The following is a 22,870-nucleotide window of genomic DNA, read 5'->3' on the forward strand; positions in this document are numbered from 1 at the left end:
TACGCACGCAGCCCCGGCTCAGTCCTGCCGAGGCTGGTAGATGTCGGGCACGCCGTCGTGGTCGGTGTCGGCGGTCTCCAGCCGGTGGATCCGCCGATAGGCCGCGTTTCGGCTCGCCAGCACGACCGCGGCCAGCAGGCCCGCGATACCGGATCCACACAGGATCGCGACCTTCACGTCATCGTCGGCGACCGGACTGTCCCCGAAGGCCAACTCGCCGATCAGCAGCGAGACCGTGAATCCGATCCCGGCCAGCAACGCGACGCCGAGCACGTCCCGCCAGGCGAGGTCGTCGTCGAGGCTGGCGTGGGTGAACCTGGCCAGCAGAAAGGTGGTCGCGAGCACACCGATGGGTTTGCCGAGCACCAGCCCCGCGATGACGCCGAGCGTGACCGGTTCGGCCAGGGCGCCGGCGAATCCGGACCACCCCCCGAGGGTCACCCCGGCCGCGAAGAACGCGAAGACCGGTACCGCGACACCGGCCGAGACCGGCCGCATCAGATGCTCGAAACGCTCGGCGGACGCGTGGCGGCCGAGCACCGGCACGGTGAAGCCGAGCAGCACCCCGGCCACCGTGGCGTGTACCCCGCTGGCGTGCACCAGCACCCACGCCACCACGGCAAGCGGTAGCAGCACCCACCACTTCCCGACACCGCGCTGCACCGCCACCGCGAACAGGGCGATCGGGATCAGCGCGGCCAGGAGCGGAGCCGGGGCCAGGTGTTCGGTGTAGAAGACCGCGATGACCGTGATCGCCAACAGGTCGTCGACCACGGCCAGGGTCAGCAGGAAGATCCGCAGCGCGGACGGCAGGTGGGTGGAGACCACCGCGAGGACCGCGAGGGCGAACGCGATATCGGTGGCGATCGGCACGGCCCAGCCGCCGATGTTCTCGGGGTGACCGGTGGAGAGATTGATCGCCACGAAGATCGCCGCGGGCACCACCATGCCGCCGACCGCGGCCGCGATCGGCAGGGCGGCGCGGGCCGGGTCGCGCAGATCTCCCGCGACGAACTCCCGCTTGAGCTCCACCCCGACGACGAAAAAGAAGATGGCGAGCAGGCCGTCGGCGGCCCAGCTGGACACACTCAGGTTCAGATGCAGCGACTCCGGGCCGACGACCACCGAGGACAGCGTGTGATAGGCCTGCGACCACGGCGAATTGGCCCACACCAAGGCCGCCGCCGCGGCGGCCAACAGCAGCGCACCCCCGACGGTTTCGGTGCGAAGCAGCTGCGAAACCCGCTGCCACTCCGGCCACGAGCCGCGCGCCAGCAGCCGTCGTCGGATCCGGTCACGGTCGGCGTTCATCGGCACAAACTCCCCTGGTCAGCACGAAACGGCGCCGACCAGGCTTCCCGGCACACCGGGTCGCAACGCTAGCAGCAATATCCCCACCGGGTGCGCCCGGACGGTCCCGGACCGTATGGTGCTCGGGTGCATGCAGAGGACATCGTCGAGGAATTTCCGGTGGTCTCCGCCGACGCCGATGCGCTGGACGCCGCACTCATGCTCGCCGAACACCGCCTGCCCGGCATCGTGGTGACCGACTCCTCCGGTCGTCCGCACGCCGTGCTCCCCGCCTCCGAGGTGGTCCGGTTCATCATTCCGCAATACGTTCAGGACGATCCGGCGCTGGCCGGCGTACTCGACGAATCGATGGCCGACCGGGTCGCCGGGAAGTTGCGCGGCAAGGCGGTGCGCGACGTGCTCCCCGAGCATCTGATCGACGTTCCGTCGGCTCGTGCCGACGACACCATCGTCGAGGTGGCCGCCCTGATGGCGAAACTGCGGACCCCGCTGGTCGCGGTCCTCAAGGACGGGAAACTGCACGGCGTGATCACCGCATCCCGGCTGCTCGAAGCGGCGCTGAGGCCCTGACGTCGATGGCTGCGTTCGCGATCGGCATCTTCGTCGTCGCCTACGTTCTGATCGCCAGCGACCGGATCAACAAGGCCAAGGTCGCGCTGGGCGGCGCGGCGATCGTGCTGGCCGTCGGCGTGGTCGAATCCGACGACGCGTTCTTCTCCCACGACACCGGTATCGACTGGGACGTCATCTTCCTGCTGTTCGGCATGATGATCATCGTCAGCGTGCTGCGCCAGACGGGCGTATTCGAGTACGTCGCCATCTGGGCCGCCAAACGCGCCAAAGGTTCGCCCCTGCGGATCATGATCCTGCTGGTGCTGGTCACGGCGCTGGCCTCGGCGCTGTTGGACAACGTGACCACCGTGCTGCTGATCGCGCCGGTCACGCTGCTGGTCTGTGACCGGCTCGCCATCAACCCGGTGTCGTTCCTGATGGCTGAGGTGTTCGCGTCCAATATCGGCGGCACCGCGACCCTGGTGGGCGATCCGCCGAACATCATCATCGGCAGCCGCGGCAATCTGAGCTTCAACGACTTCCTGGTGCACATGACACCGATCGTGATCATCGTGGTCGTGGTCTTCATCGCGATGCTGCCGCGACTGTTCCGGGGGTCCTTCGATGTCGAGGCCGAGCGGGTAGCCGACGTCATGGCTCTGCAGGAACGTGAGGCGATCCGCGACTCCAGGCTGTTGATCAAGTGCGGTGTCGTCCTCGGCCTGGTGTTCGCCGCGTTCATCCTGCACTCGGCGATCCACGTGGCGCCGTCGGTGGTGGCGCTGATCGGCGCGGGCCTGCTCGTCGTGGTCTCGGGCCTGGACCGGTCCGACTACCTGTCCGGGGTGGAGTGGGAGACGCTGCTGTTCTTCGCCGGCCTGTTCGTGATGATCGGCGCGCTGGTCAAGACCGGTACCGTCGACGCGCTGGCCCGTGCGGCCACCGAGGCCACCGGCGGCGACGCGCTGGTCACGGTGATGCTCATCCTCGGCGTGTCCGCGCCGGTCTCGGGCGTCATCGACAACATCCCCTATGTCGCGACCATGGCGCCGATCGTCGCCGAACTCGCCGCCTCGATGCCCGACCTGGCCCACCCGGACGCCCTGTGGTGGGCGTTGGCGCTCGGCGCCGACTTCGGTGGAAACCTGACGGCCATCGGCGCCAGCGCCAACGTGGTGATGCTCGGCATCGCCAACCGTGCGGGCGCACCGATCTCATTCTGGGAATTCACCCGAAAAGGGGCGGTGGTGACGGCCGTATCGACCGTGCTCTCGGCCCTCTACCTGTGGCTGCGCTACTTCGTGTTCGGCTGAGACCGCGGCCCACGGCGGGTGCGGAAATCCGCGCCTACGGAATCCGTCGTCGGGTGCAGAATTATGGATGAACCCGATCGGCTCGTGATTACGTAGGGTGTTCAGCGGCAGCGAGTACTCCCGGGGTGCGGAATTTGAGTCCTTTCGACAACTACTATTCGCGGACCGCCCTACTGGCGGCGCGCAGTCAACGCACCCTGATGCGCCGGACCATCTCGATCTCCATCGTCGCCACCAGTGCCCTCCCGCTGATCCTGATCGGCACGCCGGCCGGTCCGGATGGGGCGATGCGCTTCGTGGCCGTCGCGGGCACCGTCTGCGGCCTGGTGCTGGCCTGGTGGTGGGGACGTCGTCGATGGCCCAGCCGCAACCAGTCGTGGATCGTGGTGACGGTCGGCACCCTGTGCATCGCGGTCACCTGTCTGACGTTGTCCAACCCCGTGGTGGGCCTGCTGGGAACCGCGACGCTGAGCCTGATCACCACCTACGCGGCGTTCCTGCACAGCTGGCGGGTGCTGATCCTGACCTGGGTGGCCTGCGGCCTTGCGGTGGCCTACCTCGGAGTGCGGGTGGCGATCGACGACCCGTCGCTCGGGATTGCCGGCACCTTGATGGCCGCCCTGGTCATCGGCGGCACCTCGGCGCTGTGCCGCATGGCCGTCACGCTCATCGACCCCGACAATATGCAGCATCCCGGCGAGATCGACCCGTTGACCGGTCTGCTCAACCGGTCGGCATTCGGTATGCACACCGCCACCATGATGGGATCGCACAGCCGTCACGACGATCAGTACCTGGTGGTCGTCGCGGTCGGCATCGACGATATGGCGTTGCTGAGCCATATGGACGGCACCTACAGCACGTTCCACGCCCGCATCACGGTCGGCCAGGCGCTGCGCGAGACGGTCCGGCGCAGGGTGCCCCTGGCCCACGTGTCCGACACCGAATTCCTGATCGCCGACGTGTTCAAGACCGACGATCCCTCTCCGCTGGTGGAACGGATCCGCATCGCGATCGGCACCACCCCGATGCGGCTGACCGCGAGCATCGGGACCGCGTGCAGCCCCCTGCGGCCCCTCACCGAATTTCCCGCCGAGCAGGTGGTGGACGCCCTCATCGACCTCGCGACCCGGTCGATGAACCAGTCGCGGGCCGCGGGCGGCAACCAGACCACCTACGCCCACTACCCCACCCCGACGATGGATTCCGACGGCCCGGAGTGAGCGGCGTCAGCGCAAACCGGTAGGCCGGTCACCTCGTCCCAGCTGATCCATCATGCACGTCACATACAGCGCAACCGCCAAGCCGGATTCGTCGAGCGAGCGGCCCAGACACCGCGCGATCTTGTCGAGGCGGTAGATCAGGGTGTTGCGGTGGACATGCATGCCCTGCGCCGCCTTACTGACGTTGAACGCACTGTCGCCCCAGGCGATCAGCGTCGCCCGCAGCACCGGCCAGTCCCGATCACCGAGCAGCGGACCCAGCAGACCGTGGGTGAGCCGCGTTCGGGAATCGATCGGCACGACGGATAACGCTTGCTGTAGCCGGAACTGTTCAATGCGGTGAATTGTCTTCCGGCCCTGCGCGATTGACCCTAACTGCAGGGCGTCGAAGGCGTCGCGGGCGGACATGTTGAGGTCCTCCACACCGGACCCCGGCGACCCGATCGCGATGGCGGTACCCAGGCCGTTGGAGCGCGCCGCGGCGTCGAGTTCATCACAACGATCCGATACCGAGCGACGGTCGTGCGCCTCGTCCGGTGTCGCTACCGCCACCACCGGGCCGGCCAACAACCCGACCAGGTCGTGAGGCGAGTCGAACACCGCCTCGACACACCGAATCAACTGTCCCGACTCGGATTCGTCGCGCGAAGCTTCGGAATCGTCCAGGACGATCAAGACGATTCGGCGCCGAAGCGTCAGGTCATGGCCGAGGGTATGGGCGCGCCGAAGCACCTGGGCGGCCGGGACACGGGAATGGTGCCACTCGCAGATCTCGCGCACCAGTTCGGTGACGGCGCGTTCACGGGTCATCCGAGATCCGATCCGCGCCGCCTCCTGCATCAGGATCTCGGTCTGACGTTTCACCACGAGACCGAACCGCTCGACTTCCTCGGGCGGACCGGACAGTCCGACTGTGCCCACCACCGAATCGTCGATGACCAGCGGAGTGGTGACGCCGGGAAGCGTGCCCACCAGATCCTGGACATCGGCGGTCGAGTGGCTCATGGTTCGCCGACTGCGGATCACCTCCAGCGACGCTTCGTGAAATTGACCGATCCGCGACGCGTCACCGCTGCCGACCACGATCCCCGACTCGTCGGAGATCATCACGTTGTACCCGATCACGTCGGTGATCTCGTTGGCTATCTGCTGGGCAAGAGCTTGGCTGAGCATTCACCCTCCGCACGTGAATCTAGGCATCATGCCTAATTTTCTTTCTAGATTTAACGGCAGATTAGGCAGCTTGGCCAGAGACGGCAACCGGTCCGCTCCATACGATGAGGAAATCCTCGGCAAGGAGTTCACATGACACCTCTCGATTGGGCATTGCTCGCAGGTTATTTCGCCCTGTTGGTACTGATCGGCGTTCAAACGATGAAGCGGGTGAAGAACCCAGACGATTTCGCCGTCGCCGGGAACCGAATCGTCTGGCCGGTCTTCTTCGGCAGCCTGGCCGCCGCGTTCCTGGGCGGTGGCGCGTCGATCGGCGTGGCCGGCGCCACCATGCGCGACGGATATGTGTACATGTTCGCGTTCTGCGCGTTCGGCATCCAGACGGTGCTCGTCGGATTGCTGATCGCCCCGAGGCTCAAGAACTACCGCGGCGCCCACACCCTGGGTGACGTCATGGACGAGCACTACGGCAAGGCGGCCCGGGTCGTCACCGGGATCCTCTCACTCGGACTGTGCGCCGGAATTCTTGGCGCGCAGGCCCTGGCGATCGGCACGGTGGTCAACGCCACCCTGCAGGTACCGACGGGCCCCGCGGTGATCATCGGGATGGGTGTCGTGGTGCTCTACTCATCGTTCGGTGGCGCCTGGGCCGTCATCCAGACCGACATGCTGCAGTTCGTTTTCCTCGGGGTCTTTCTTCCGGTGGCATTGTTGATCGGCCTGCACGCGGTGGGCGGACCGGCATCCCTGCTGGACCGGGTGCCCGCCGACCACCTCACGCTGCTCGGCGACTACACCCCGTTGAAATTCCTGACCTTGTTCGTCGCACTGCTGCTCGGCGAGACGCTGGTACCGCCATACGCCCAGCGCACCTTCTCCACCCCGGATTCCCGGCACGCCAAGATCGGCTACACCATGGCGGGCCTGTTCTCGTTCTTCTTCTACTTCACCTCCGCGACGATCGGCCTGATCGCCTTGGTGCTCTACCCCGATATCAACGCCGACGAGGCGCTGCCCACCGTGGTGATGCGGTTGATGCCGGTCGGCATCCTCGGCCTGGTCATCGCGGCCCTACTCGCGGTCGTGATGTCCACCGCCAGTTCATATCTCAACTCCACGGCAGTCGTCCTGACCAAAGACCTCTATCAGCCGATGCGGGCGGCACCGCTTGCGCCGAAGAGACGGCTCGCCGTCGAGCGCACCACAAGTGTCGTAGTCGGGGCCACCGCAACCATTTTCGCGCTCAGCGTGCCGTCGATCGTCGACGCACTGCTCTACAGCTACGCGCTGTGGGCTCCGACCATCATCGTCCCGCTGTTCGGCGCGATACTGTTCGGAATCCGCTCGGCGCCCGCCGCCCTGTCCGCGATCGCGGCCGGGGCTGTCGTCACCGGTGTGTGGCAGTGGGGCCTGGAGGCCCCGTTCGGCCTCGACGACGGCCTCATCCCCGGCGTCGTCGCCAACCTCGTGGTCTACACCGTCGTAGCCGCCGCCACGGCCGGCCGCTCCCCACGGCGACATCAACCCGCCCTCGCCGCACAAGGAGAAAGCGCATGATTCTGAATCTGCTCTACTACGGCGTACCCGCCGTGGTCATCGTGGTGACCCTGTGGACGGGTTTCCTCGGATGGCGGTTCTACATCCGAGAGGTTTTGCACGACAACGAATCCAAACCAGACGTCAGCGTAGAAGGGAATTCCAGATGAAGGTGGCCGTGATCGGCGCCGGCGTGGTGGGCGTCGCGACCGCCCAGGAGCTGGCCGAGCGTGGACACGAAGTCCAGGTCCACGACCGCAGGCCCGAGATCGCCGCGGACACCTCGGCGAGCACAGGTGGTCTCATCGCGCCGGGGCACTCCTACACCTGGGCATCACCGAGCGCACCGGCGATGCTGATGCGATCCCTACTGGGACAGCAGACTTCGATCAGGGTCAGGCCGCGAGCCGATGCCGCGCTGGCCCGATGGGGTCTGCGGTTCCTGCGGGAATGCACCCCGGCGCGATCACGCGCCAACACCCTGGCCAAGCTCGAACTCGCCCGCTACAGCCAACGACTGCTCGACGAACTCTCCGCCCGCGAGCGGCTGGACTACTGCCACACCGACAACGGTGTGCTGTACCTCTACCGCAGCGAAGCCGAATTTGCCGAGGCCCGGCGCAGGTCGAGACTCCTACGCGACAACGGGCGTGAGCAGAATGAGCTCGACTCCGCTCAGATCGCGTCCACCGAGCCGGCGCTGCGCGACGTCGCCACCGATTTCGCCGGGGCCATCCACGACGCCTCCGACGGCACCGGTGACCCGCAGCGGTTCGCCACCGCCCTCGCACAAGCCGCCGAGCGGCGTGGAGCGCAGTTCCACCTGTCCAGTGGGATCCTCGGAATGACTACCGACGGATCATCGATCACCGGACTCCGCACCGCGCACGGCGAGGTCCGTGCCGACGCCGTCGTCCTCGCCGCGGGGTCGGCCAGCCCGCTGTTGACGCGCGATATCGGGGTTTACCTACCGGTGTATCCGGCCAAGGGATACAGCGTGACCGCACCGATCAAGAATCCGGACCGTGCTCCGGCCCTCGGCGGCATCGACGAACGGCACATGGTGGCATGGTCGCCGTTCGGCGCCGAACTGCGGATGTCGGCGACCGCGGAGTTCGTCGGATACGACCGTAACCACTCGCCCGCCGACTTCGCGGGCATCGTCGCCGCGGGCAACCGGCTGTTCCCGGGGGCCATCGACTGGAACGGCGCCCGCTACCGGACCGGACTGCGCCCGGTCACCCCCGACGGCCCACCACTCATCGGGCTGGGCCGTCATGACAACCTCTACTACAACACCGGGCACGGTAACGTCGGCTGGACCATGGCCTGCGGATCGGCACGGATGCTCGCGGACCTCATCGAAGGACGGCGCCCGGATATCGATCCGACCCCATACGCGCCCCGGCGCCGCCGGCGCGGGTGATGTCCGACGGCCCGGCCCGCCGCTGCCAACCCACCAGGCATTGCGCCGCGCGCCCGACATCGGTGCCCGCGACGACGATCGCATAGGACGTGGCCAGGTCGACCAGGCCGTTGATCGCGCATTCGTAACCGATCCGCAGCATGGCGTTGCGAATCCAGCGGATCAACCGAGCCTTCTCGTCGGTCGTCGCCCACCGTCCGTCGCCGACGATGAGCAGGCGACGCGCGTCGTGGGCGACGGCGGTACCGGTCGCCAGATCGCAGACCTCGTTCTCGCAGGACCGGGCCCGTCGTTTCGCTGCGCTGAAATGTGTGTCGCCGAACAGCGATTCGACCAGTCGATGGTCGATGACCACCATGATCGAATCGACGTCGTCGGGAGCCTCGGGTCCGCTCGGCGCCCCAGAAACACAGGGGGCGCCCGCGTAAACGGGCGCGATGCCGTGGCTGGCGAATTCGGCGTCGACGGCATCGAGCAGGTCGCCGGCCTCGGCGAAAACAATGGGAACTCCCCGGACCGCCACCATGAATTTCTCCTTTCACTGGCGGCGTTTTGCGGAAAATTGTTTCCGGACAATTTCCGAATAACGCACGTAAGCGCGGCGGCGGCAATTCGATCACCGCGATTGCCGGTACTTACCGACAGAATCCGCAGGTCACAGCGATCTGCTCCGCTCCCCGCGTTTACGGCGGGGAACAATCTCGGTCGATTCGTTCACCCTGGCGCGTTTCGCGGCTCGGCGTTCTTTTATGGTCATCGCGGGTTTTTTCGGCATCCGCCCGCTGGATTTATCAGCCACCGTTGCTCCTTTTCAGGCTCACAACCAATAACTAACCTGGACCATACTCGATAAAAAAATAAAAGCCAGCCCGCTCGTCGCGCGCCAGCCCCGCACCATCCCTCGCGAGCAGACACAAAACTGTCCAAATCCGCTGAGAATTAGGCAGGTTTGCGTCTGCTCGCGCAGGAAACGGGTCAGGGTCGGCGGGTGAGGACCGCGACGCACTCCACGTGGTGGGTCAGCGGGAACGAATCGAACACCCGGATGTCCTCCACGGCATAGCCGTGCCGCAGATACAAACCGACATCGCGGGCGAACGAAGCTGCCTCACAACCGATATGAATAATCCTGGGCACCTCGGCCGCGGCCAGCTGGTCGATCACATCGCGGCCGGCCCCGGTCCGCGGCGGGTCCAGCACCGCCACGTCGGCCCGGCCGGTCTGCGCCGACAACGCCCGGCGCACCGAATCGGTCACCACCGACACCCACGGCATATCGCCCAGCGCGGCCCTGGCCGAGCGGGAGGCGCCCCGCGACGTGTCGACGGTGACGACGCGTCCGCTCTCCCCGACGCCTTCGGCCAGCGCCGCCGCGAAAACCCCCGCGCCGCCGTAGAGGTCCCAGGCCGTCATACCGGGTTGCAGCGCGGCCCGCTCGGCGACCAGCCGGCTGTAGACCGCGGCGGCATCGCGGTGGGCCTGCCAGAACGCGGTCACCGGTACCCGCCACACCCGCGTCCCGATCCGCTGGGTGGCCTCGTAATCGCCTTCGACCACCCGGGTTGGGCTGGTGCGCCCGTTCTTGGGACCCGACTGCACCACATGACGATTGCCGTCGGAATCCAGCGCCACATGCACGTGCGCACCACCGGGCCAGCGGGCCTGCGCCAGGCCGTCGACGGTCCCGGCGGCGAGCTGTGCGCAGCCGAGATCGGTCACCAGGTCGGCACTGTGGTACCGGTGGAACCCGGCTCGTCCGTCCGGCGTGGTGTCCAGCCGGACCCGGCTACGCCATCCGGTCGCACCAACGGTGCCCACCGGTTCGGCCGACGCGGATTCCTCATCGCGCCAGTCGAACCCACCCAGCCGCGAGAGCTGATTGGCCACCACCGCGCCCTTGAGCCTGCGGGCCGCCGCCGGCTCGGCGAACGCCAGGTCACAACATCCGGACCGGCCCACCCCGGCGATCGCACACAGCGAATCGACCCGGTCCGGTGAAGGTTCGATGACCTCGAGAACCTCGGCGTGCCAATATGATCCGCGCTCGTCGACTACCCTGACCCGCACCGTCTCACCGGGCAGCGCGTACCGGACGAACACCACCCGCCCGTCATGGCGGGCCACACAACTGCCACCGTTGGCGGCGGGCCCGGTGGTCAGAGTCAATTCGGTCATTCCAGGAAGCCCCGTCGCGCGTCGCCCGGCGCCGAACCCGGATGCAGGGTCATCCGCACCCGCTCCGAGGAATTCAGCTGCCACGGAACCGATGTCACCATCACGTTCGGCATGAACAGCAGCCTGCCCTTGAGCCGCAGCGCGCTCTGGTTGTGCAGCACCTGCTCCCACCAGTGCCCGACCACGTACTCGGGGATGAACACCGTCACCACCGTCCGCGGCGACTCCTTGGTGACCCGCTTGACGTAATCCAGTACCGGACGGGTGATTTCCCGGTACGGCGAAGCGATCACCTTCAGCGGCACGCTGATATCGCTGTCCTCCCACTGGTGCACCAGGGCCCGGGTCTCGGCGTCGTCGACGCTGACCGTGATCGCCTCGAGCATGTCGGGCCGGGTGGCCCTGGCGTAGGCGAGCGCCCGCTTGGTCGGCAGATGCAGCTTGGACACCAGCACCACCGCGTGATTGCGGCTCGGCAGCACGATGTCGCCGCCCTCGCTCTCGTCCTGGGCCTCGAGTTCGCGGGCCACCGTGGCGTAATGCTTGTGGATGAGCCTCATCAGCACGAACAACGCCGTCATCGCCAGGATCGCGATCCAGGCCCCGGCCAGGAACTTCGTCACCACGACCACCACCAGCACCGCACCCGTCGCGGTCAGGCCGACGGTGTTGATGGCCCGCGACCTGATCATGTGCCTGCGCACCGCCGGATCGGTCTCGGTGCGCAGCAGCCGGGTCCAGTGCCGCACCATGCCGATCTGGCTGAGCGTGAACGAGACGAACACGCCGACGATGTAGAGCTGGATCAGCGCGGTCACCTCGGCCCGGAACGCGACGACGAACGCGATCGCGGCGAAGGCCAGGAACAGGATGCCGTTGGAGAACGCCAACCGGTCACCGCGGGTGTGCAGCTGACGCGGCAGGAAGCGGTCCTGGGCCAGGATCGACCCCAGCACCGGGAACCCGTTGAACGCGGTGTTGGCGGCCAGCACCAGGATCAGCGCGGTGACACCGGCGATGAGATACAGGCCGATGGGGAAATCGTGGAACACCGCGTCGGCCAGCTGGGCGATCAGCGTCTTCTGGTGATAGTCGGGGGGCGCGCCGACCAGCTGTTCGTGCGGGCGCTCGGCGATCTGCACCCCGGTCGCCTTGGCCAGCATGATGATGCCCATGAACAGGGTCACCGAGATCACCCCGAGCAGCAGCAGGGTGGTGGCCGCGTTGCGCGACTTGGGTTTCCGGAACGCGGGCACGCCGTTGCTGATCGCCTCCACACCGGTCAACGCCGCCGAACCCGAGGAGAATGCCCTGGCCACCAGGAACACCAGCGCGAACCCGAGCACCTCGCCGTGTTCGGCGTGCATGTGGAAGCCGGCCGACTCGGCGCGCAGCGGGTGGCCGAGCACATAGATCTGGAACAGGCCCCAGCCCAGCATGATGAACATCCCGATCATGAAGGCGTAGGTCGGAATTGCGAACGCGGTGCCGGACTCACGGATCCCGCGCAGGTTGATCGACGCGAGCAGCAGGATCGCGATGACCGCGAACAGCACCTTGTGCTGCGCGACGAAGGGAACCGCCGAGCCGATGTTCGACATCGCCGACGACATGGACACGGCCACCGTGAGGACGTAGTCCACCATCAGCGCGCTGGCCACGGTCAGCCCGGCGGTCGGCCCGAGGTTGGTGGTGACCACCTCGTAGTCACCGCCGCCGGACGGGTAGGCGTGCACGTTCTGGCGGTAACTGGCGATCACGATCAGCATGACGGCCGCGACCGCGAGGCCGATCCATGGCGTCATCGAATAGGCGGTCAGCCCGGCGACCGAGAGCACCAGGAAGATTTCCTCCGGCGCGTACGCCACCGACGACAACGCATCCGAGGCGAAGACGGGCAGCGCGATCCGCTTGGGCAACAACGTGTGGGACAGCTTGTCGCTGCGGAAGGGCCGTCCGAGGACGAGCCGACGCGCGGCGGTCGAAAGCTTGGACACGAGTGCCAAGAGTAAGCCCACAGCCAGAGAGTCGTCGGAAAGCTGTAGCGTTCCGGGTGCACGGAGTGAGTTACCGCGGTTTTTCCGCCACCGAGAGGACGGTCGCGTGCGTGTAGTGGTCATGGGATGCGGCCGGGTCGGCGCCTCCCTCGCAGACAGCCTGGCCCGGATCGGCCACGAGGTCGCGGTCATCGACCGCGACAGCACCGCCTTCCACCGGCTGTCGCCCGAGTTCTCCGGCGAACGGGTGCTCGGCATGGGCTTCGACCGCGATGTGCTGCTGCGGGCCGGTATCGAGGAGGCCGGCGCGTTCGCCGCGGTCTCCTCCGGCGACAACTCCAACATCATCTCGGCGCGGGTGGCCCGCGAGACGTTCGGCGTCGAGCGCGTCGTGGCGCGGATCTACGACGCGAAACGCGCCGCAGTCTACGAACGCCTCGGCATCCCGACCGTGGCGACCGTGCCGTGGACCACCGACCGCCTGCTCAACGTGTTGACCAGGGAGGCCGAGACCACCAAGTGGCGCGACCCGTCGGGCAACGTCGGGGTCGCCGAACTGCCGCTGCACGAGGACTGGGCGGGACACCTCGTCACCGACCTGGAAGCCGTCACGGGAGGCCGGGTGGCCTTCGTGATCCGGTTCGGCGGCGGTCTGCTGCCCGATCCGAAGACCGTGATCCAGGCCGGCGACCAGGTCTACATCGCCGCGGTGTCGGGCCACATCGCCGAGGCCCTTGCCATCGCGGCGCTGCCGCCCAGCGAGGACGTGGAGGCCCAATGAAAGTCGCGATCGCCGGGGCCGGGGCCGTCGGCCGCTCCATCGCCCGCGAACTGCTCGAAAGCAACCACGAGGTGACGCTGCTGGAACGCAACCTCGACCACATCGACGTCGACGCCATCCCGGCGGCGCACTGGCGGCTCGGCGACGCCTGCGAGCTGACCATGCTCGAATCGGTGCGGCTGGAGGAGTTCGACGTGGTGATCGCCGCGACCGGCGACGACAAGGTCAACGTCGTGGTCAGCCTGCTGGCCAAGACCGAGTTCGCGGTGCCCAGGGTGGTCGCGCGGGTCAACGACCCGCGCAACGAATGGCTGTTCGACGAGAACTGGGGTGTCGACGTGGCGGTGTCGACCCCGCGGATGCTGGCCTCGCTGGTCGAGGAGGCCGTCGCGGTCGGCGACCTGGTGCGGCTGATGGAATTCCGCAAAGGCCAGGCCAACCTGGTCGAGATCACCCTGCCCGAGGACACGCCGTGGGGCGGTAAACCCGTCAAACGCCTCGAGCTGCCACGGGACGCGTCCCTGGTGACGATCCTGCGCGGCGCCCGGGTGATCGTGCCCGAATCCGACGAACCCCTCGAAGGCGGCGACGAACTGCTGTTCGTCGCGGTCACCGACGTCGAGGACCAGCTGCGCGCGCTGCTGCTGCACCCGGCGGCGCGCTGAGCCCTACTCGGCCGCCGGCGCGGGCCGCTCGGCGTGCACGGCGCGCTGCGCCGCCCGGATCGCCAGATAGGTCACCAACGCCGCAACCGCGGTCAACGGCCAGCCCATCGCGATGCGGGCGAAGCCCAGCCAGCCGGTCTCGTCGGAGTCGTAGAGGTACTCCTGGACCAGGAATCGCGCCGCGAACACCAGCGCCCACACCATCGTGGCGATGTCGAACGCCAGCACCGCCCTGCGCACCGAACGCCAGCCCCGGTCGTGCGAGTTGACCCAGCCCCATACGTAACCCACCGCCGGACGCCGGATCAGCACCGAAACACCGAACACCACCGCCCACAGCAGCGAGGTCCAGATGCCAAGCAGGAAATAGCCTTTCGACTCCCCCACCAGATAGGCGATGAGTGCGCTGACGCCGACGGCGAAGAAACCCGACACCGCGGGCTGCACCGATTCGCGGCGGATCAGCCGCCAGATCAGCACCAGTGTCGCCACCCCGAGTGCCGCGCCGATCGCGGGCATCAGCCCGAGCGTCGAGGACACCGGGACGAAGACCAGCACCGGCAGCGATGAATAGATCAGGCCGCTGACGCCGCCCATCTGGTCGAGCACGGCCCGGCCACCGAGGTGCTGCCGGGCCGATGTGGGCGCCGACTCGCTGGTCGAGTCTGAAGATGGGCTGTCCGGATTGTTCTCGGTCTGGCTCACTTCTGAATTTCGTAGTGCGGGTTGTAAATCGCCTTGGTTCCGTTTTCCAGCTTGCCGACGCGCCCGTGGACCCGCAGGGTGCGGCCCGATTCGATGCCGGGAATGCGGCGCTGTCCCAGCCACACCAGCATCACGGTGTCCGTCCCGTCGAACAGCTCGGCTTTGACGCCGCCGGAACAGCCCTTGCCGTTACATTCCACGCTGCGCAGAGTCCCGACCATCGTGACTTCCTGGCCGCGCTGGCAGTCGATCGCCTTCTGCGCGCCGGTGTTGGCCGCTTCCTCGCTGAGTTCTTCGACGTCGAGTTGCTCGGGGTCCTCTGTCAGGCGTCGCGTGAGTCGGCGCAGATACCCTTCGGCCGTAGCCATTGGCCTCTCCTGACCTTCCGCGGATCCACCGTGGATCCGCCCAACCAACGCCACGGTAGACCTCTTGAGCGCCGAATGCCACGTGGGGTGCGGGTCGACGCGCCGACGGTTTGACGGGGCAGGCACGATCATGTGATGAGCGTCATTCTGCGGGGTGCCACCGCGGTGCTGCTGCCCGGCACCGGATCCGACGACGACTACGTCTACCGGGCGTTTTCCCCTGCGTTGCATGGTGTCGGCGCCGTCGCCGTGACCCCCGCGCCCCAATCGGGCCGGTTGATCGGCGGCTATCTGGATGCCCTGGACAACGCGGCCCGATCGGGCCCGATCGTGGTCGGCGGGGTGTCCATCGGGGCCGTGGTGGCGACCCGATGGGCCCTGCGGCACCCGAGTCGCGCGGTGGCCGTGCTGGCCGCCCTTCCCCCGTGGATGGGCTCCCCGGAGCATGCCCCCGCGGCGTTGCTGGCACGTCAATCCGCCGACCTGTTGCGCCGGGACGGGCTGGCCGCGACGGTCGCGCAGATGCGGGCGTCGACCCCGGCCTGGCTGGCCGATGAGCTGACCCGGTCCTGGGCGGGGCTGTGGCCCGCGCTGCCCGACGCGATGGACGAGGCCGCCGCCTGCCACGCGCCCGGCTGCGCCGACCTGGAACGCCTCACCGCGCCGATGGGTGTGGCGGTGGCCACCGACGATCCGGTGCATCCCGCCGAGGTCGGCTTCGAATGGGTCGCCGCGGCGCCGCGGGCCGCGCTGCGGACCGTGACGCTGCGGCAGATGGGCGTCGACACCGGGTCGCTCGGCGCCGCGTGCGTGGCCGCGCTACAGGAGGCGTGAGGGTCATCCCCCCGTGATGGTGCGCAGCTGCTGCATGGCCGAGCCCTGCGCACTGCGCCGCGCCACCGGCTCGGCAGGCGGCTCATCGGGCGACTCCGGTTCCTGCGACGGCTGCTCGCCCTGCTGCTGGGCGGCGGCCTCGGCCGCGGCGCGCAACTGCGCCGCCATCGGCTCCGGCAGCTGCACCTGCAACGGCGTCCGCACCGGCATGGGTGTATCGCCGCGACGAATCACGGTGTCGGCCAACGATGCCCGGGCCTCGCCGGTCAGCGCGTCGATGGTCTCCGGGGCGGCGTTGACGACGCAGCGAACCATCCAGCGGTACCCGTCGACGCCGATGAACCGGACCACGCCGCCATTACCCGTGCCGACCACCTCACGCCCCCACGGACCGTCCTCGATCCGCACCGAGGCGGCGTCCTTGCGCAGCGAATCGGCCAGCTCGGTGGCCACCTCGCGCCACAGCCCCGGGCTCTTGGGCGCGGCGTAGGCGGCGACCGTGAAGCGGCCGTTGGGCGTGACCACCCACACCGCGCTCGGCGCACCCGTCTCGTTGACCTCGACCTGCACCTGTCCACCGTCGGGCATCGGGATCAGCACCGAGCCCAGGTCGAGCCGGCCCTGCGCGGCCACCTCCGGTTCGTCGAAGTCGTCGACGTCGAACGGGCCGTCCAGGTCCTCACCGGTGTCGATATCGGCCTCCATATCGGCTCCCATCGCCTCGGCGGGCTCGTCGAGGGGATTCCCGCCGGCCTGCCCGCCGCTCGTCTCGTTGCTCTTGCGCTTACCGAATGCCATCACAAACTCGCATGTCCGCCGGAGGACCCGTAGCCACCGTCACCACGGGAGGTGTCGGCCAGGCCGGCCTCGTCGAACGAGGTCACCTCGACCAACTCGGGCAGTTCTACCCGCTGCACCAGCAGCTGGGCAATCCGGTCACCACGGTTCACCACGATCGGCGTGTGCGGGTCGAGGTTGATCAGCGAAACCTTGACCTCACCGCGGTAACCGGCATCGATCGTGCCCGGGCTGTTGACGATCGAAAGACCCACGCGGGCAGCCAGACCCGACCGCGGGTGGACCAGCCCCACCATCCCGTGCGGAATGGCAACGGCCACCCCGGTCGGCACCAGGGCCCGCTGCCCGGGGGCGAGTTCGACGTCGTGCGCGCTGTAGAGGTCAACGCCCGCGTCGCCGTCGTGCGCCCGGGAGGGCATCGGGAGATCGCGGTCCAATCGGACGACCGCCAGAGAGTTGGACACGACGTCACAGATTACTCTGAGCCGCGTGTCAGACACGCGCGCAACCACCCAAACCGTGCGTTATCGCGAACGGTTGTGGGTGCCATGGTGGTGGACGCTGCCCGCGGCGGCGCTGGCCGTCCTGATCGCCCTCGAGCTCGGCCAGGGCGTCCCCGGTGTGCCCGCGTGGGTGCCGTACCTGGTGCTGTTGCCGGTGGCCGCGGCCGTCCTGCTGTGGTTCAGCAAGACCGAGGTGCGGGTGGTCGACGGGCCTGCCGGCGAGGCCGAGCTGTGGGCCGGTGCGGCGCATCTGCCGGTCGGCGTGGTGGCCCGCAGCGCCGAGGTGCCGCGATCGGCCAAGTCGGCGGCGCTGGGCCGCCAACTCGATCCCGCCGCCTATGTCGTGCACCGGGCCTGGATCGGCCCGATGGTGCTGGTCGTTCTCGACGATCCGGATGACCCCACCCCGTACTGGCTGGTCAGCACGCGGCATCCGGACCGGGTGCTGGCCGCTCTCCTCGGCTGATCGGCGAATCAGGCCGCGCAGTCCGTGCAGATCATCAAGCCGTTCTTCTCGCTGGCCAGCCGGCTGCGGTGATGTACCAGGAAGCAGCTGGAGCAGGTGAATTCATCGGCCTGTTTCGGCACCACCCGCACCGACAGTTCCTCGCCGGACAGGTCTGCCCCCGGCAGCTCGAAGGATTCCGCTGTCTCGGATTCGTCGACGTCCACCACGGCGGACTGCGCCTCGTTGCGCCGTGCTTTCAGCTCCTCCAGCGAATCCTCGGAAACGTCGTCAGTCTCGGTGCGCCGCGGGGCGTCATAGTCGGTAGCCATCGTCGGTGTCCCCTCCCTATACCTTGCAGCAGAGCTTTGTACCAGCGTCGAACGCATTCCCCAAATGATTCGTGCCCTTATTGCCACATGTTTCAGTGTGATTTACATCACACTGAAGTCTGACCTTCAACGCGGCAGCAAGCGACCTTAGCCTTAGAGTGCAGGGGTGGTCGCGCAAATCACCGAGGGCACTGCCTTCGACCGCCATGGTCGCCCCTTCCGCAGGCGCAATTTCGTCCCGGCCGCCGTGCTGTTCGTCGCGCTCGCCGTGGTGACGCTGATGGTGTGGATCATCGTGCTGAATCAGCCCGGCGAAGTTCACGTCGCCACGGTGTGCAACGCCCCGCCGCCCGCACCGGACCCGGCAACACCCAAACTCGGCGAGCAGGTCGCCAGCACGGCGATGGCCGACATCAGCCCGGCCCCACTGGCCGAGACCCGGATCAGGGTGCTCAACGCCAGCGGCCAGGGCGGCCAGGCCGGCGAGATCGCCGGCCAGCTGCGCGACCTCGGCTTCGCCCAGCCCGAGGCCGCCAACGACCCGATCTACGCGACCGCCAAGCTCGTGTGCCAGGGCCAGATCCGGTTCGGACCCACCGGCCGCACGGCGGCCGCCGCGCTGTGGTTGGTGGCCCCGTGCATGGAGCTGTTCCAGGACCAAAGGCCGGACCCGGCAGTCGATCTCGCGCTCGGAACGGAGTTCACCGAACTCGCGAGCACCGACGACGTCAACGCGGTGCTGGCCAGCCTGCGCCCGGATGCCACCCAGCCGGCCGACTCCGCACGGCTGTCAAAGGTCCATACCGGCGTCTGCTAGCACCCGCCGCAGCGCCTGCGCGACACCCGGCGCCGCCGCCCCGACCGGACCCACCCCCGGCGTCGCGGGCAGCCACACCGTCGCCCCGGCCTCGGCGGCGATCAACGCCGCCGCCGCCCAGTCCCACACGTGCACCCCGTCCTCGTAGTACGCATCCAGCTGCCCGGCCGCGACCATGCACAGATCGAGGGCGCACGAGCCGAACCGGCGCATATCCCGCACCGAGGGCAGGATCTGGGCCAGCAGCCGGGCCTGGCCGGCCCGCCGGTCCGGGTCATAGGAGAACCCGGTCCCCACCAGCGCCATGGACAGATCGTCGGCGGGGCTGCACCGCAACGGCGTACTGACCCCGGCGTGGCGGATATGCGCGCCCTGCCCCAGCGCCGCGGAGTACACCGTCCCCGCCGACACGTCGGCGACGGCGCCCGCCACCGACCGCCCGTCGCGCTGCACCGCCACCGAGACGGCATAGGCCGGAATCCCGTAGACGAAGTTGACCGTCCCGTCGATCGGGTCGAGCACCCAGCTCAGCCCGTCGCGACCGTCCTGGCGGCCGCCCTCCTCCTCACCGAGCACGTCCTCGCCGGGCCGCAGCACCGCCAGCCGCTCCCGCAACCAGCGCTCGGTCTCGGTGTCGACGATGGTCACCGGGTCGGTCGGGGTGCTCTTCGATCGGATGGCGCGAACCTCGTCACGATCCCGGCCGTCCGCCGCCTCCGCGCCCGAACCCGGGCCCGCGCCGAACACCTCGGCCCGGCGTCGCCGGACGAATTCTGCCGCTTCGGTCGCCAATTGCTCGGCCGTGGCGCGCAGGCCGGCCGGGTCGGTGCTGATTTCCGTCACGGGTACATCGCAACACGTTCGCGCCGTCGACGCGAAGAGCGCACCCCGGGATGGCCGACCGCCCGCATCCGCGTTCGTGAACTATTAGGGTGAGGCGCGTCGCCAGGCCCGCAAATGCCTCTCCCCCAAAGGAGCCCCCCGCCATGACTGCATCCGAGTCGACTTCGGCCGAACCGGCCGGGACCAAGGACGCCCACCGACGCGGATTCGGCGTCGATGTGGGCGGCAGCGGGGTCAAGGGCGGCGTCGTCGACCTCGACACCGGACAGTTGATCGGCGAGCGGTTCAAGCTCGACACGCCGCAGCCGTCGACCCCCAAGGCCGTCGCCAAAACCGTCGCCGCGGTGGTGCGCGAGTTCGGCTGGACCGGGAGGGTAGGCGTGACCTATCCGGGTGTGGTGACCGGCGGCACCGTGCGCACCGCGGCCAACGTGGACAAGAGCTGGATCGGGGTGAACGCGGTCGAGGTCATCGGCGGCGCGCTCGACGGTCAACCGGTGACCGTGCTCAACGACGCCGATGCGGCCGGGCTGGCCGAGGAGCGGTTCGGCGCGGGCAAGGACAACAGCGGCGTGATCGTGCTGCTGACCTTCGGCACCGGGATCGGCTCGGCGGTGATCCACAACGGAGTTCTGTTGCCCAACACCGAATTCGGACATCTCGAGGTCAACGGCAAGGAGGCCGAGCACCGCGCCGCATCCTCGGTCAAGGAGCGCAAGGACTGGAGCTACGAGCGCTGGTCGGAGGAAGTCACCAAGGTGCTCGTCATGGTCGAGAACGCCATCTGTCCCGACCTGTTCATCGCGGGGGGCGGCATCAGTCGCAAGGCCGACAAATGGGTGCCGCTGCTCAAGAACCGCACCAAGGTGGTGGCGGCCACCCTGCAGAACACCGCGGGCATCGTCGGCGCGGCCATGGCCTCGGTCGTCGACGTACAAGCTACCGGTCGGTAGCTGTTTTCGCCGCTGCCCGCGGCACGGCCAAAATTTGCCGCTGGGCACGGTCAAGCACACACTGTCGTTACAATGGTCATCGGCGGCCGCCTACCGAACAGCGGCGAGTATCCCAGCCGATAACAACGCCGACATCCATAGCCGACGCATTCGGTGGTGTACGCCCATGCCCACCGAAACATGAGCAAGACCGAAAGGGTGTACGTGGCAGCGACAAAGGCAAGCCCGGCAACCGAGGAGCCGGTGAAGCGCACCGCTACCAAGACCCCCGCCAAGAAGGCCCCCGCCAAGCGCGCGGCCAAGGCCCCGGCGGCGAAGACCGCGGGCGCCAAACCGGCCAAGAAGGCCCCGGCCAAGCGCGCGGGCAAGGGCCCGGCGACCAAGCCCGAGGACGGCGTCTCCGACGATCTCGAGACGACCGACGACCTTGAGGCCGGGCCGGGCGAGGATCTCGAAGCCGAGGACACCGATCTGGAACTCGACGACCTCGATACCGACGCCGAGGGGTCCGACGAGGACACCGCCGATTCCGGTGACGAGGACGAGGAGGGGGCCGAGGCGGGGACCGCCGGGACCGCCGCGCCGGCCGCCGCCAAGGCCGCCGGCGCGGGAGCGGACGACGAGATCGCCGAACCGTCCGAGAAGGACAAAGCCTCCGGCGACTTCGTCTGGGACGAGGAGGAGTCCGAGGCGCTGCGGCAGGCCCGTAAGGACGCCGAGCTCACCGCCTCGGCCGACTCGGTCCGGGCCTACCTCAAGCAGATCGGCAAGGTGGCGCTGCTCAACGCCGAGGAGGAGGTCGAGCTCGCCAAGCGGATCGAGGCCGGCCTGTTCGCCACCCAGAAGATGGTCGAGCTGACCGACAAGGGCGAGAAGCTCCCGGTCCAGCAGCGCCGCGACATGCAGTGGATCTGCCGCGACGGCGATCGCGCGAAAAACCACCTGCTGGAAGCGAACCTGCGCCTGGTGGTGTCGCTGGCCAAGCGCTACACCGGCCGCGGCATGGCGTTCCTCGACTTGATCCAGGAGGGCAACCTCGGCCTGATCCGTGCGGTCGAGAAATTCGACTACACCAAGGGCTACAAGTTCTCGACCTACGCGACGTGGTGGATCCGCCAGGCCATCACCCGCGCGATGGCCGACCAGGCCCGCACCATCCGCATCCCGGTGCACATGGTCGAGGTGATCAACAAGCTCGGCCGCATCCAGCGTGAGCTGCTGCAGGACCTGGGCCGCGAGCCCACGCCCGAGGAGCTCGCCAAGGAGATGGACATCACGCCCGAGAAGGTGCTGGAGATCCAGCAGTACGCGCGTGAGCCCATCTCGCTGGACCAGACCATCGGCGACGAGGGCGACTCCCAGCTCGGTGACTTCATCGAGGACAGTGAGGCCGTCGTGGCCGTGGACGCGGTGTCGTTCACCCTGCTGCAGGATCAGCTGCAGTCGGTGCTGGAGACGCTGTCCGAACGCGAGGCCGGTGTGGTCCGGCTGCGGTTCGGCCTGACCGACGGCCAGCCACGGACCCTCGACGAGATCGGGCAGGTGTACGGCGTGACCCGGGAGCGGATCCGCCAGATCGAGTCCAAGACCATGAGCAAGCTGCGCCACCCCAGCCGCTCGCAGGTGCTGCGCGACTACCTGGACTGACCCGGCCCGGCCGGCGGCAGCGGCGCGAACAGCCCGTCCGGACCCGGTTCATAGGCGCCGACCCCGGTCACCGCGGTGACCGGAAGGGGTCCGTACAGATGCGGGAAGCGCATCGCCTGCGGATCGGTCGGCACGCCGGGCTCCCAGCGCACCGGATCCGACAGCTCGGCCGGGTCGATGCGCAGCAGCACCAGCCCGCGGCGTCCGGCGTAGAGGCGGTTGGCCGGCAGGTGCACCTGTTCGGGCGCCGACAGATGGATGAAACCCTCGGCGCCGAGGGACGCCGGCCGGTGCTCACCGCGGTCGCGGGCCCGCTGCCAGTCCTCGGCGCTGCACAGGTGAACCAGGACGGCGGGCGACGGATTCATAACGTCAGCTTGCCGCGCGAGCAACTCGACGGCCAAGTGAGACACGACACACCGGTGAACCCCTAGGGAACAAGGCCGGAACCCAAAACGTCTGACACAGTAGAG

At 68.2% G+C, this 22,870-nt stretch carries 26 protein-coding genes; 13 read left to right on the top strand and 13 right to left on the bottom strand.

What is annotated here, in order from left to right; translation table 11 throughout:
- Nucleotides 1–18: 18 nt before the first annotated feature.
- Nucleotides 19–1,311 carry a Na+/H+ antiporter NhaA gene (nhaA, locus tag ACWDTP_RS03945; protein WP_450016776.1) on the bottom strand — a complete coding sequence of 431 codons (1,293 nt, stop codon included), beginning with the start codon at nt 1,309–1,311 and terminating at the stop codon, nt 19–21.
- Nucleotides 1,312–1,437: 126 nt separating this feature from the next.
- Between nhaA and ACWDTP_RS03950 the strand changes: the two genes are divergently transcribed.
- From ACWDTP_RS03950 to ACWDTP_RS03960, 3 genes are all read left to right on the top strand, one after another.
- Entirely contained in the window at nt 1,438–1,881 is a 444-nt protein-coding gene (locus ACWDTP_RS03950) for a CBS domain-containing protein (RefSeq protein ID WP_450016778.1), read from the top strand.
- A 5-nt stretch (nt 1,882–1,886) separates the two neighbouring features.
- Entirely contained in the window at nt 1,887–3,176 is a 1,290-nt protein-coding gene (locus ACWDTP_RS03955; protein WP_450016780.1) for an ArsB/NhaD family transporter, read from the top strand.
- A gap of 125 nt (nt 3,177–3,301) precedes the next feature.
- Entirely contained in the window at nt 3,302–4,399 is a 1,098-nt protein-coding gene (locus ACWDTP_RS03960; protein WP_450016782.1) for a diguanylate cyclase domain-containing protein, read from the top strand.
- Between the two features lie 6 nt (nt 4,400–4,405).
- Here ACWDTP_RS03960 and ACWDTP_RS03965 read toward each other — a convergent pair whose 3' ends face one another.
- Nucleotides 4,406–5,572: a CdaR family transcriptional regulator gene (locus ACWDTP_RS03965; protein ID WP_450016783.1), complete on the bottom strand. Its 1,167-nt coding sequence runs from the start codon at nt 5,570–5,572 to the stop codon at nt 4,406–4,408.
- Nucleotides 5,573–5,704: 132 nt separating this feature from the next.
- On the opposite strand from ACWDTP_RS03965, the gene ACWDTP_RS03970 reads away from it, so the two are divergent.
- Genes ACWDTP_RS03970 through ACWDTP_RS03980 form a run of 3 tightly spaced genes read left to right on the top strand, consistent with a single transcriptional unit; the run spans nt 5,705 to nt 8,534 of the window.
- Nucleotides 5,705–7,129, top strand: coding sequence for a sodium:solute symporter family protein (locus ACWDTP_RS03970; protein ID WP_450016784.1), 1,425 nt, complete (start codon nt 5,705–5,707; stop codon nt 7,127–7,129).
- Nucleotides 7,126–7,278, top strand: coding sequence for a hypothetical protein (locus tag ACWDTP_RS03975; protein ID WP_450016786.1), 153 nt, complete (start codon nt 7,126–7,128; stop codon nt 7,276–7,278). The genes ACWDTP_RS03970 and ACWDTP_RS03975 overlap by 4 nt, the downstream gene beginning before the upstream one ends.
- The gene (locus ACWDTP_RS03980) at nt 7,275–8,534 is read left to right on the top strand and encodes a D-amino acid dehydrogenase (protein WP_450016788.1); all 1,260 of its coding nucleotides are present in this window, start codon (nt 7,275–7,277) and stop codon (nt 8,532–8,534) included. The genes ACWDTP_RS03975 and ACWDTP_RS03980 overlap by 4 nt, the downstream gene beginning before the upstream one ends.
- On the opposite strand, the gene ACWDTP_RS03985 is transcribed toward ACWDTP_RS03980, so the two are convergent.
- The 4 genes from ACWDTP_RS03985 to ACWDTP_RS04000 form a co-directional block, all read right to left on the bottom strand.
- Nucleotides 8,467–9,060 (bottom strand): hypothetical protein, encoded by a 594-nt coding sequence (locus ACWDTP_RS03985; protein WP_450016790.1) that lies wholly within the window; start codon nt 9,058–9,060, stop codon nt 8,467–8,469. The two genes, ACWDTP_RS03980 and ACWDTP_RS03985, sit on opposite strands and share 68 nt — an antisense overlap.
- 129 nt (nt 9,061–9,189) lie before the next feature.
- Complete coding sequence (locus ACWDTP_RS03990; protein WP_450016792.1) at nt 9,190–9,333, bottom strand: hypothetical protein; 144 nt, start codon at nt 9,331–9,333, stop codon at nt 9,190–9,192.
- A gap of 176 nt (nt 9,334–9,509) precedes the next feature.
- Complete coding sequence (locus tag ACWDTP_RS03995; RefSeq protein ID WP_450016794.1) at nt 9,510–10,709, bottom strand: class I SAM-dependent RNA methyltransferase; 1,200 nt, start codon at nt 10,707–10,709, stop codon at nt 9,510–9,512.
- On the bottom strand, nt 10,706–12,706 hold the full coding sequence (locus tag ACWDTP_RS04000) for an APC family permease (RefSeq protein WP_450016796.1): 2,001 nt from the start codon (nt 12,704–12,706) through the stop codon (nt 10,706–10,708). The genes ACWDTP_RS03995 and ACWDTP_RS04000 overlap by 4 nt, the downstream gene beginning before the upstream one ends.
- 106 nt (nt 12,707–12,812) lie before the next feature.
- On the opposite strand from ACWDTP_RS04000, the gene ACWDTP_RS04005 reads away from it, so the two are divergent.
- The gene (locus ACWDTP_RS04005; RefSeq protein WP_450016798.1) at nt 12,813–13,487 is read left to right on the top strand and encodes a potassium channel family protein; all 675 of its coding nucleotides are present in this window, start codon (nt 12,813–12,815) and stop codon (nt 13,485–13,487) included.
- Nucleotides 13,484–14,152, top strand: a complete 669-nt coding sequence (locus tag ACWDTP_RS04010) for a potassium channel family protein (protein WP_450016800.1) — start codon at nt 13,484–13,486, stop codon at nt 14,150–14,152. The genes ACWDTP_RS04005 and ACWDTP_RS04010 overlap by 4 nt, the downstream gene beginning before the upstream one ends.
- A gap of 3 nt (nt 14,153–14,155) precedes the next feature.
- On the opposite strand, the gene ACWDTP_RS04015 is transcribed toward ACWDTP_RS04010, so the two are convergent.
- Both ACWDTP_RS04015 and ACWDTP_RS04020 read right to left on the bottom strand, forming a co-directional pair.
- Entirely contained in the window at nt 14,156–14,857 is a 702-nt protein-coding gene (locus ACWDTP_RS04015; protein ID WP_450016802.1) for a DUF3159 domain-containing protein, read from the bottom strand.
- On the bottom strand, nt 14,854–15,225 hold the full coding sequence (locus tag ACWDTP_RS04020; RefSeq protein WP_450016804.1) for an OB-fold nucleic acid binding domain-containing protein: 372 nt from the start codon (nt 15,223–15,225) through the stop codon (nt 14,854–14,856). Before ACWDTP_RS04020 ends, ACWDTP_RS04015 begins: the two co-directional genes overlap by 4 nt.
- A gap of 135 nt (nt 15,226–15,360) precedes the next feature.
- Between ACWDTP_RS04020 and ACWDTP_RS04025 the strand changes: the two genes are divergently transcribed.
- Nucleotides 15,361–16,059 (top strand): alpha/beta fold hydrolase, encoded by a 699-nt coding sequence (locus ACWDTP_RS04025; RefSeq protein WP_450016806.1) that lies wholly within the window; start codon nt 15,361–15,363, stop codon nt 16,057–16,059.
- A 3-nt stretch (nt 16,060–16,062) separates the two neighbouring features.
- Here the strand turns inward: ACWDTP_RS04025 and ACWDTP_RS04030 are convergent, their stop codons facing one another.
- Entirely contained in the window at nt 16,063–16,857 is a 795-nt protein-coding gene (locus ACWDTP_RS04030) for a DUF3710 domain-containing protein (RefSeq protein ID WP_450016808.1), read from the bottom strand.
- Entirely contained in the window at nt 16,857–17,321 is a 465-nt protein-coding gene (dut, locus tag ACWDTP_RS04035; RefSeq protein ID WP_450016810.1) for a dUTP diphosphatase, read from the bottom strand. Before dut ends, ACWDTP_RS04030 begins: the two co-directional genes overlap by 1 nt.
- 25 nt (nt 17,322–17,346) lie before the next feature.
- Here dut and ACWDTP_RS04040 point away from each other — a divergent pair, with 25 nt between their 5' ends.
- A complete protein-coding gene (locus ACWDTP_RS04040) occupies nt 17,347–17,826 on the top strand; it encodes a DUF3093 domain-containing protein (RefSeq protein ID WP_450016812.1) in 480 nt (159 codons plus the stop codon).
- An 8-nt stretch (nt 17,827–17,834) separates the two neighbouring features.
- Here the strand turns inward: ACWDTP_RS04040 and ACWDTP_RS04045 are convergent, their stop codons facing one another.
- Nucleotides 17,835–18,137: a DUF4193 domain-containing protein gene (locus tag ACWDTP_RS04045; RefSeq protein ID WP_450016814.1), complete on the bottom strand. Its 303-nt coding sequence runs from the start codon at nt 18,135–18,137 to the stop codon at nt 17,835–17,837.
- A gap of 166 nt (nt 18,138–18,303) precedes the next feature.
- Between ACWDTP_RS04045 and cei the strand changes: the two genes are divergently transcribed.
- On the top strand, nt 18,304–18,954 hold the full coding sequence (gene cei / locus ACWDTP_RS04050) for an envelope integrity protein Cei (protein WP_450016816.1): 651 nt from the start codon (nt 18,304–18,306) through the stop codon (nt 18,952–18,954).
- Here the strand turns inward: cei and ACWDTP_RS04055 are convergent.
- Nucleotides 18,928–19,797, bottom strand: coding sequence for an inositol monophosphatase family protein (locus tag ACWDTP_RS04055; protein WP_450016818.1), 870 nt, complete (start codon nt 19,795–19,797; stop codon nt 18,928–18,930). The two genes, cei and ACWDTP_RS04055, sit on opposite strands and share 27 nt — an antisense overlap.
- A gap of 143 nt (nt 19,798–19,940) precedes the next feature.
- Between ACWDTP_RS04055 and ppgK the strand changes: the two genes are divergently transcribed.
- Together ppgK and ACWDTP_RS04065 are read left to right on the top strand one after the other, a co-directional pair.
- Nucleotides 19,941–20,750 carry a polyphosphate--glucose phosphotransferase gene (ppgK, locus tag ACWDTP_RS04060; protein WP_450016820.1) on the top strand — a complete coding sequence of 270 codons (810 nt, stop codon included), beginning with the start codon at nt 19,941–19,943 and terminating at the stop codon, nt 20,748–20,750.
- 204 nt (nt 20,751–20,954) lie between these two features.
- Nucleotides 20,955–22,397, top strand: a complete 1,443-nt coding sequence (locus tag ACWDTP_RS04065) for an RNA polymerase sigma factor (RefSeq protein ID WP_450016851.1) — start codon at nt 20,955–20,957, stop codon at nt 22,395–22,397.
- Here ACWDTP_RS04065 and ACWDTP_RS04070 read toward each other — a convergent pair.
- Entirely contained in the window at nt 22,385–22,765 is a 381-nt protein-coding gene (locus ACWDTP_RS04070) for a DUF952 domain-containing protein (RefSeq protein ID WP_450016822.1), read from the bottom strand. The genes ACWDTP_RS04065 and ACWDTP_RS04070 overlap by 13 nt on opposite strands.
- Nucleotides 22,766–22,870 lie beyond the last annotated feature (105 nt).

This window comes from Mycobacterium sp. NPDC003449 (assembly GCF_053588415.1).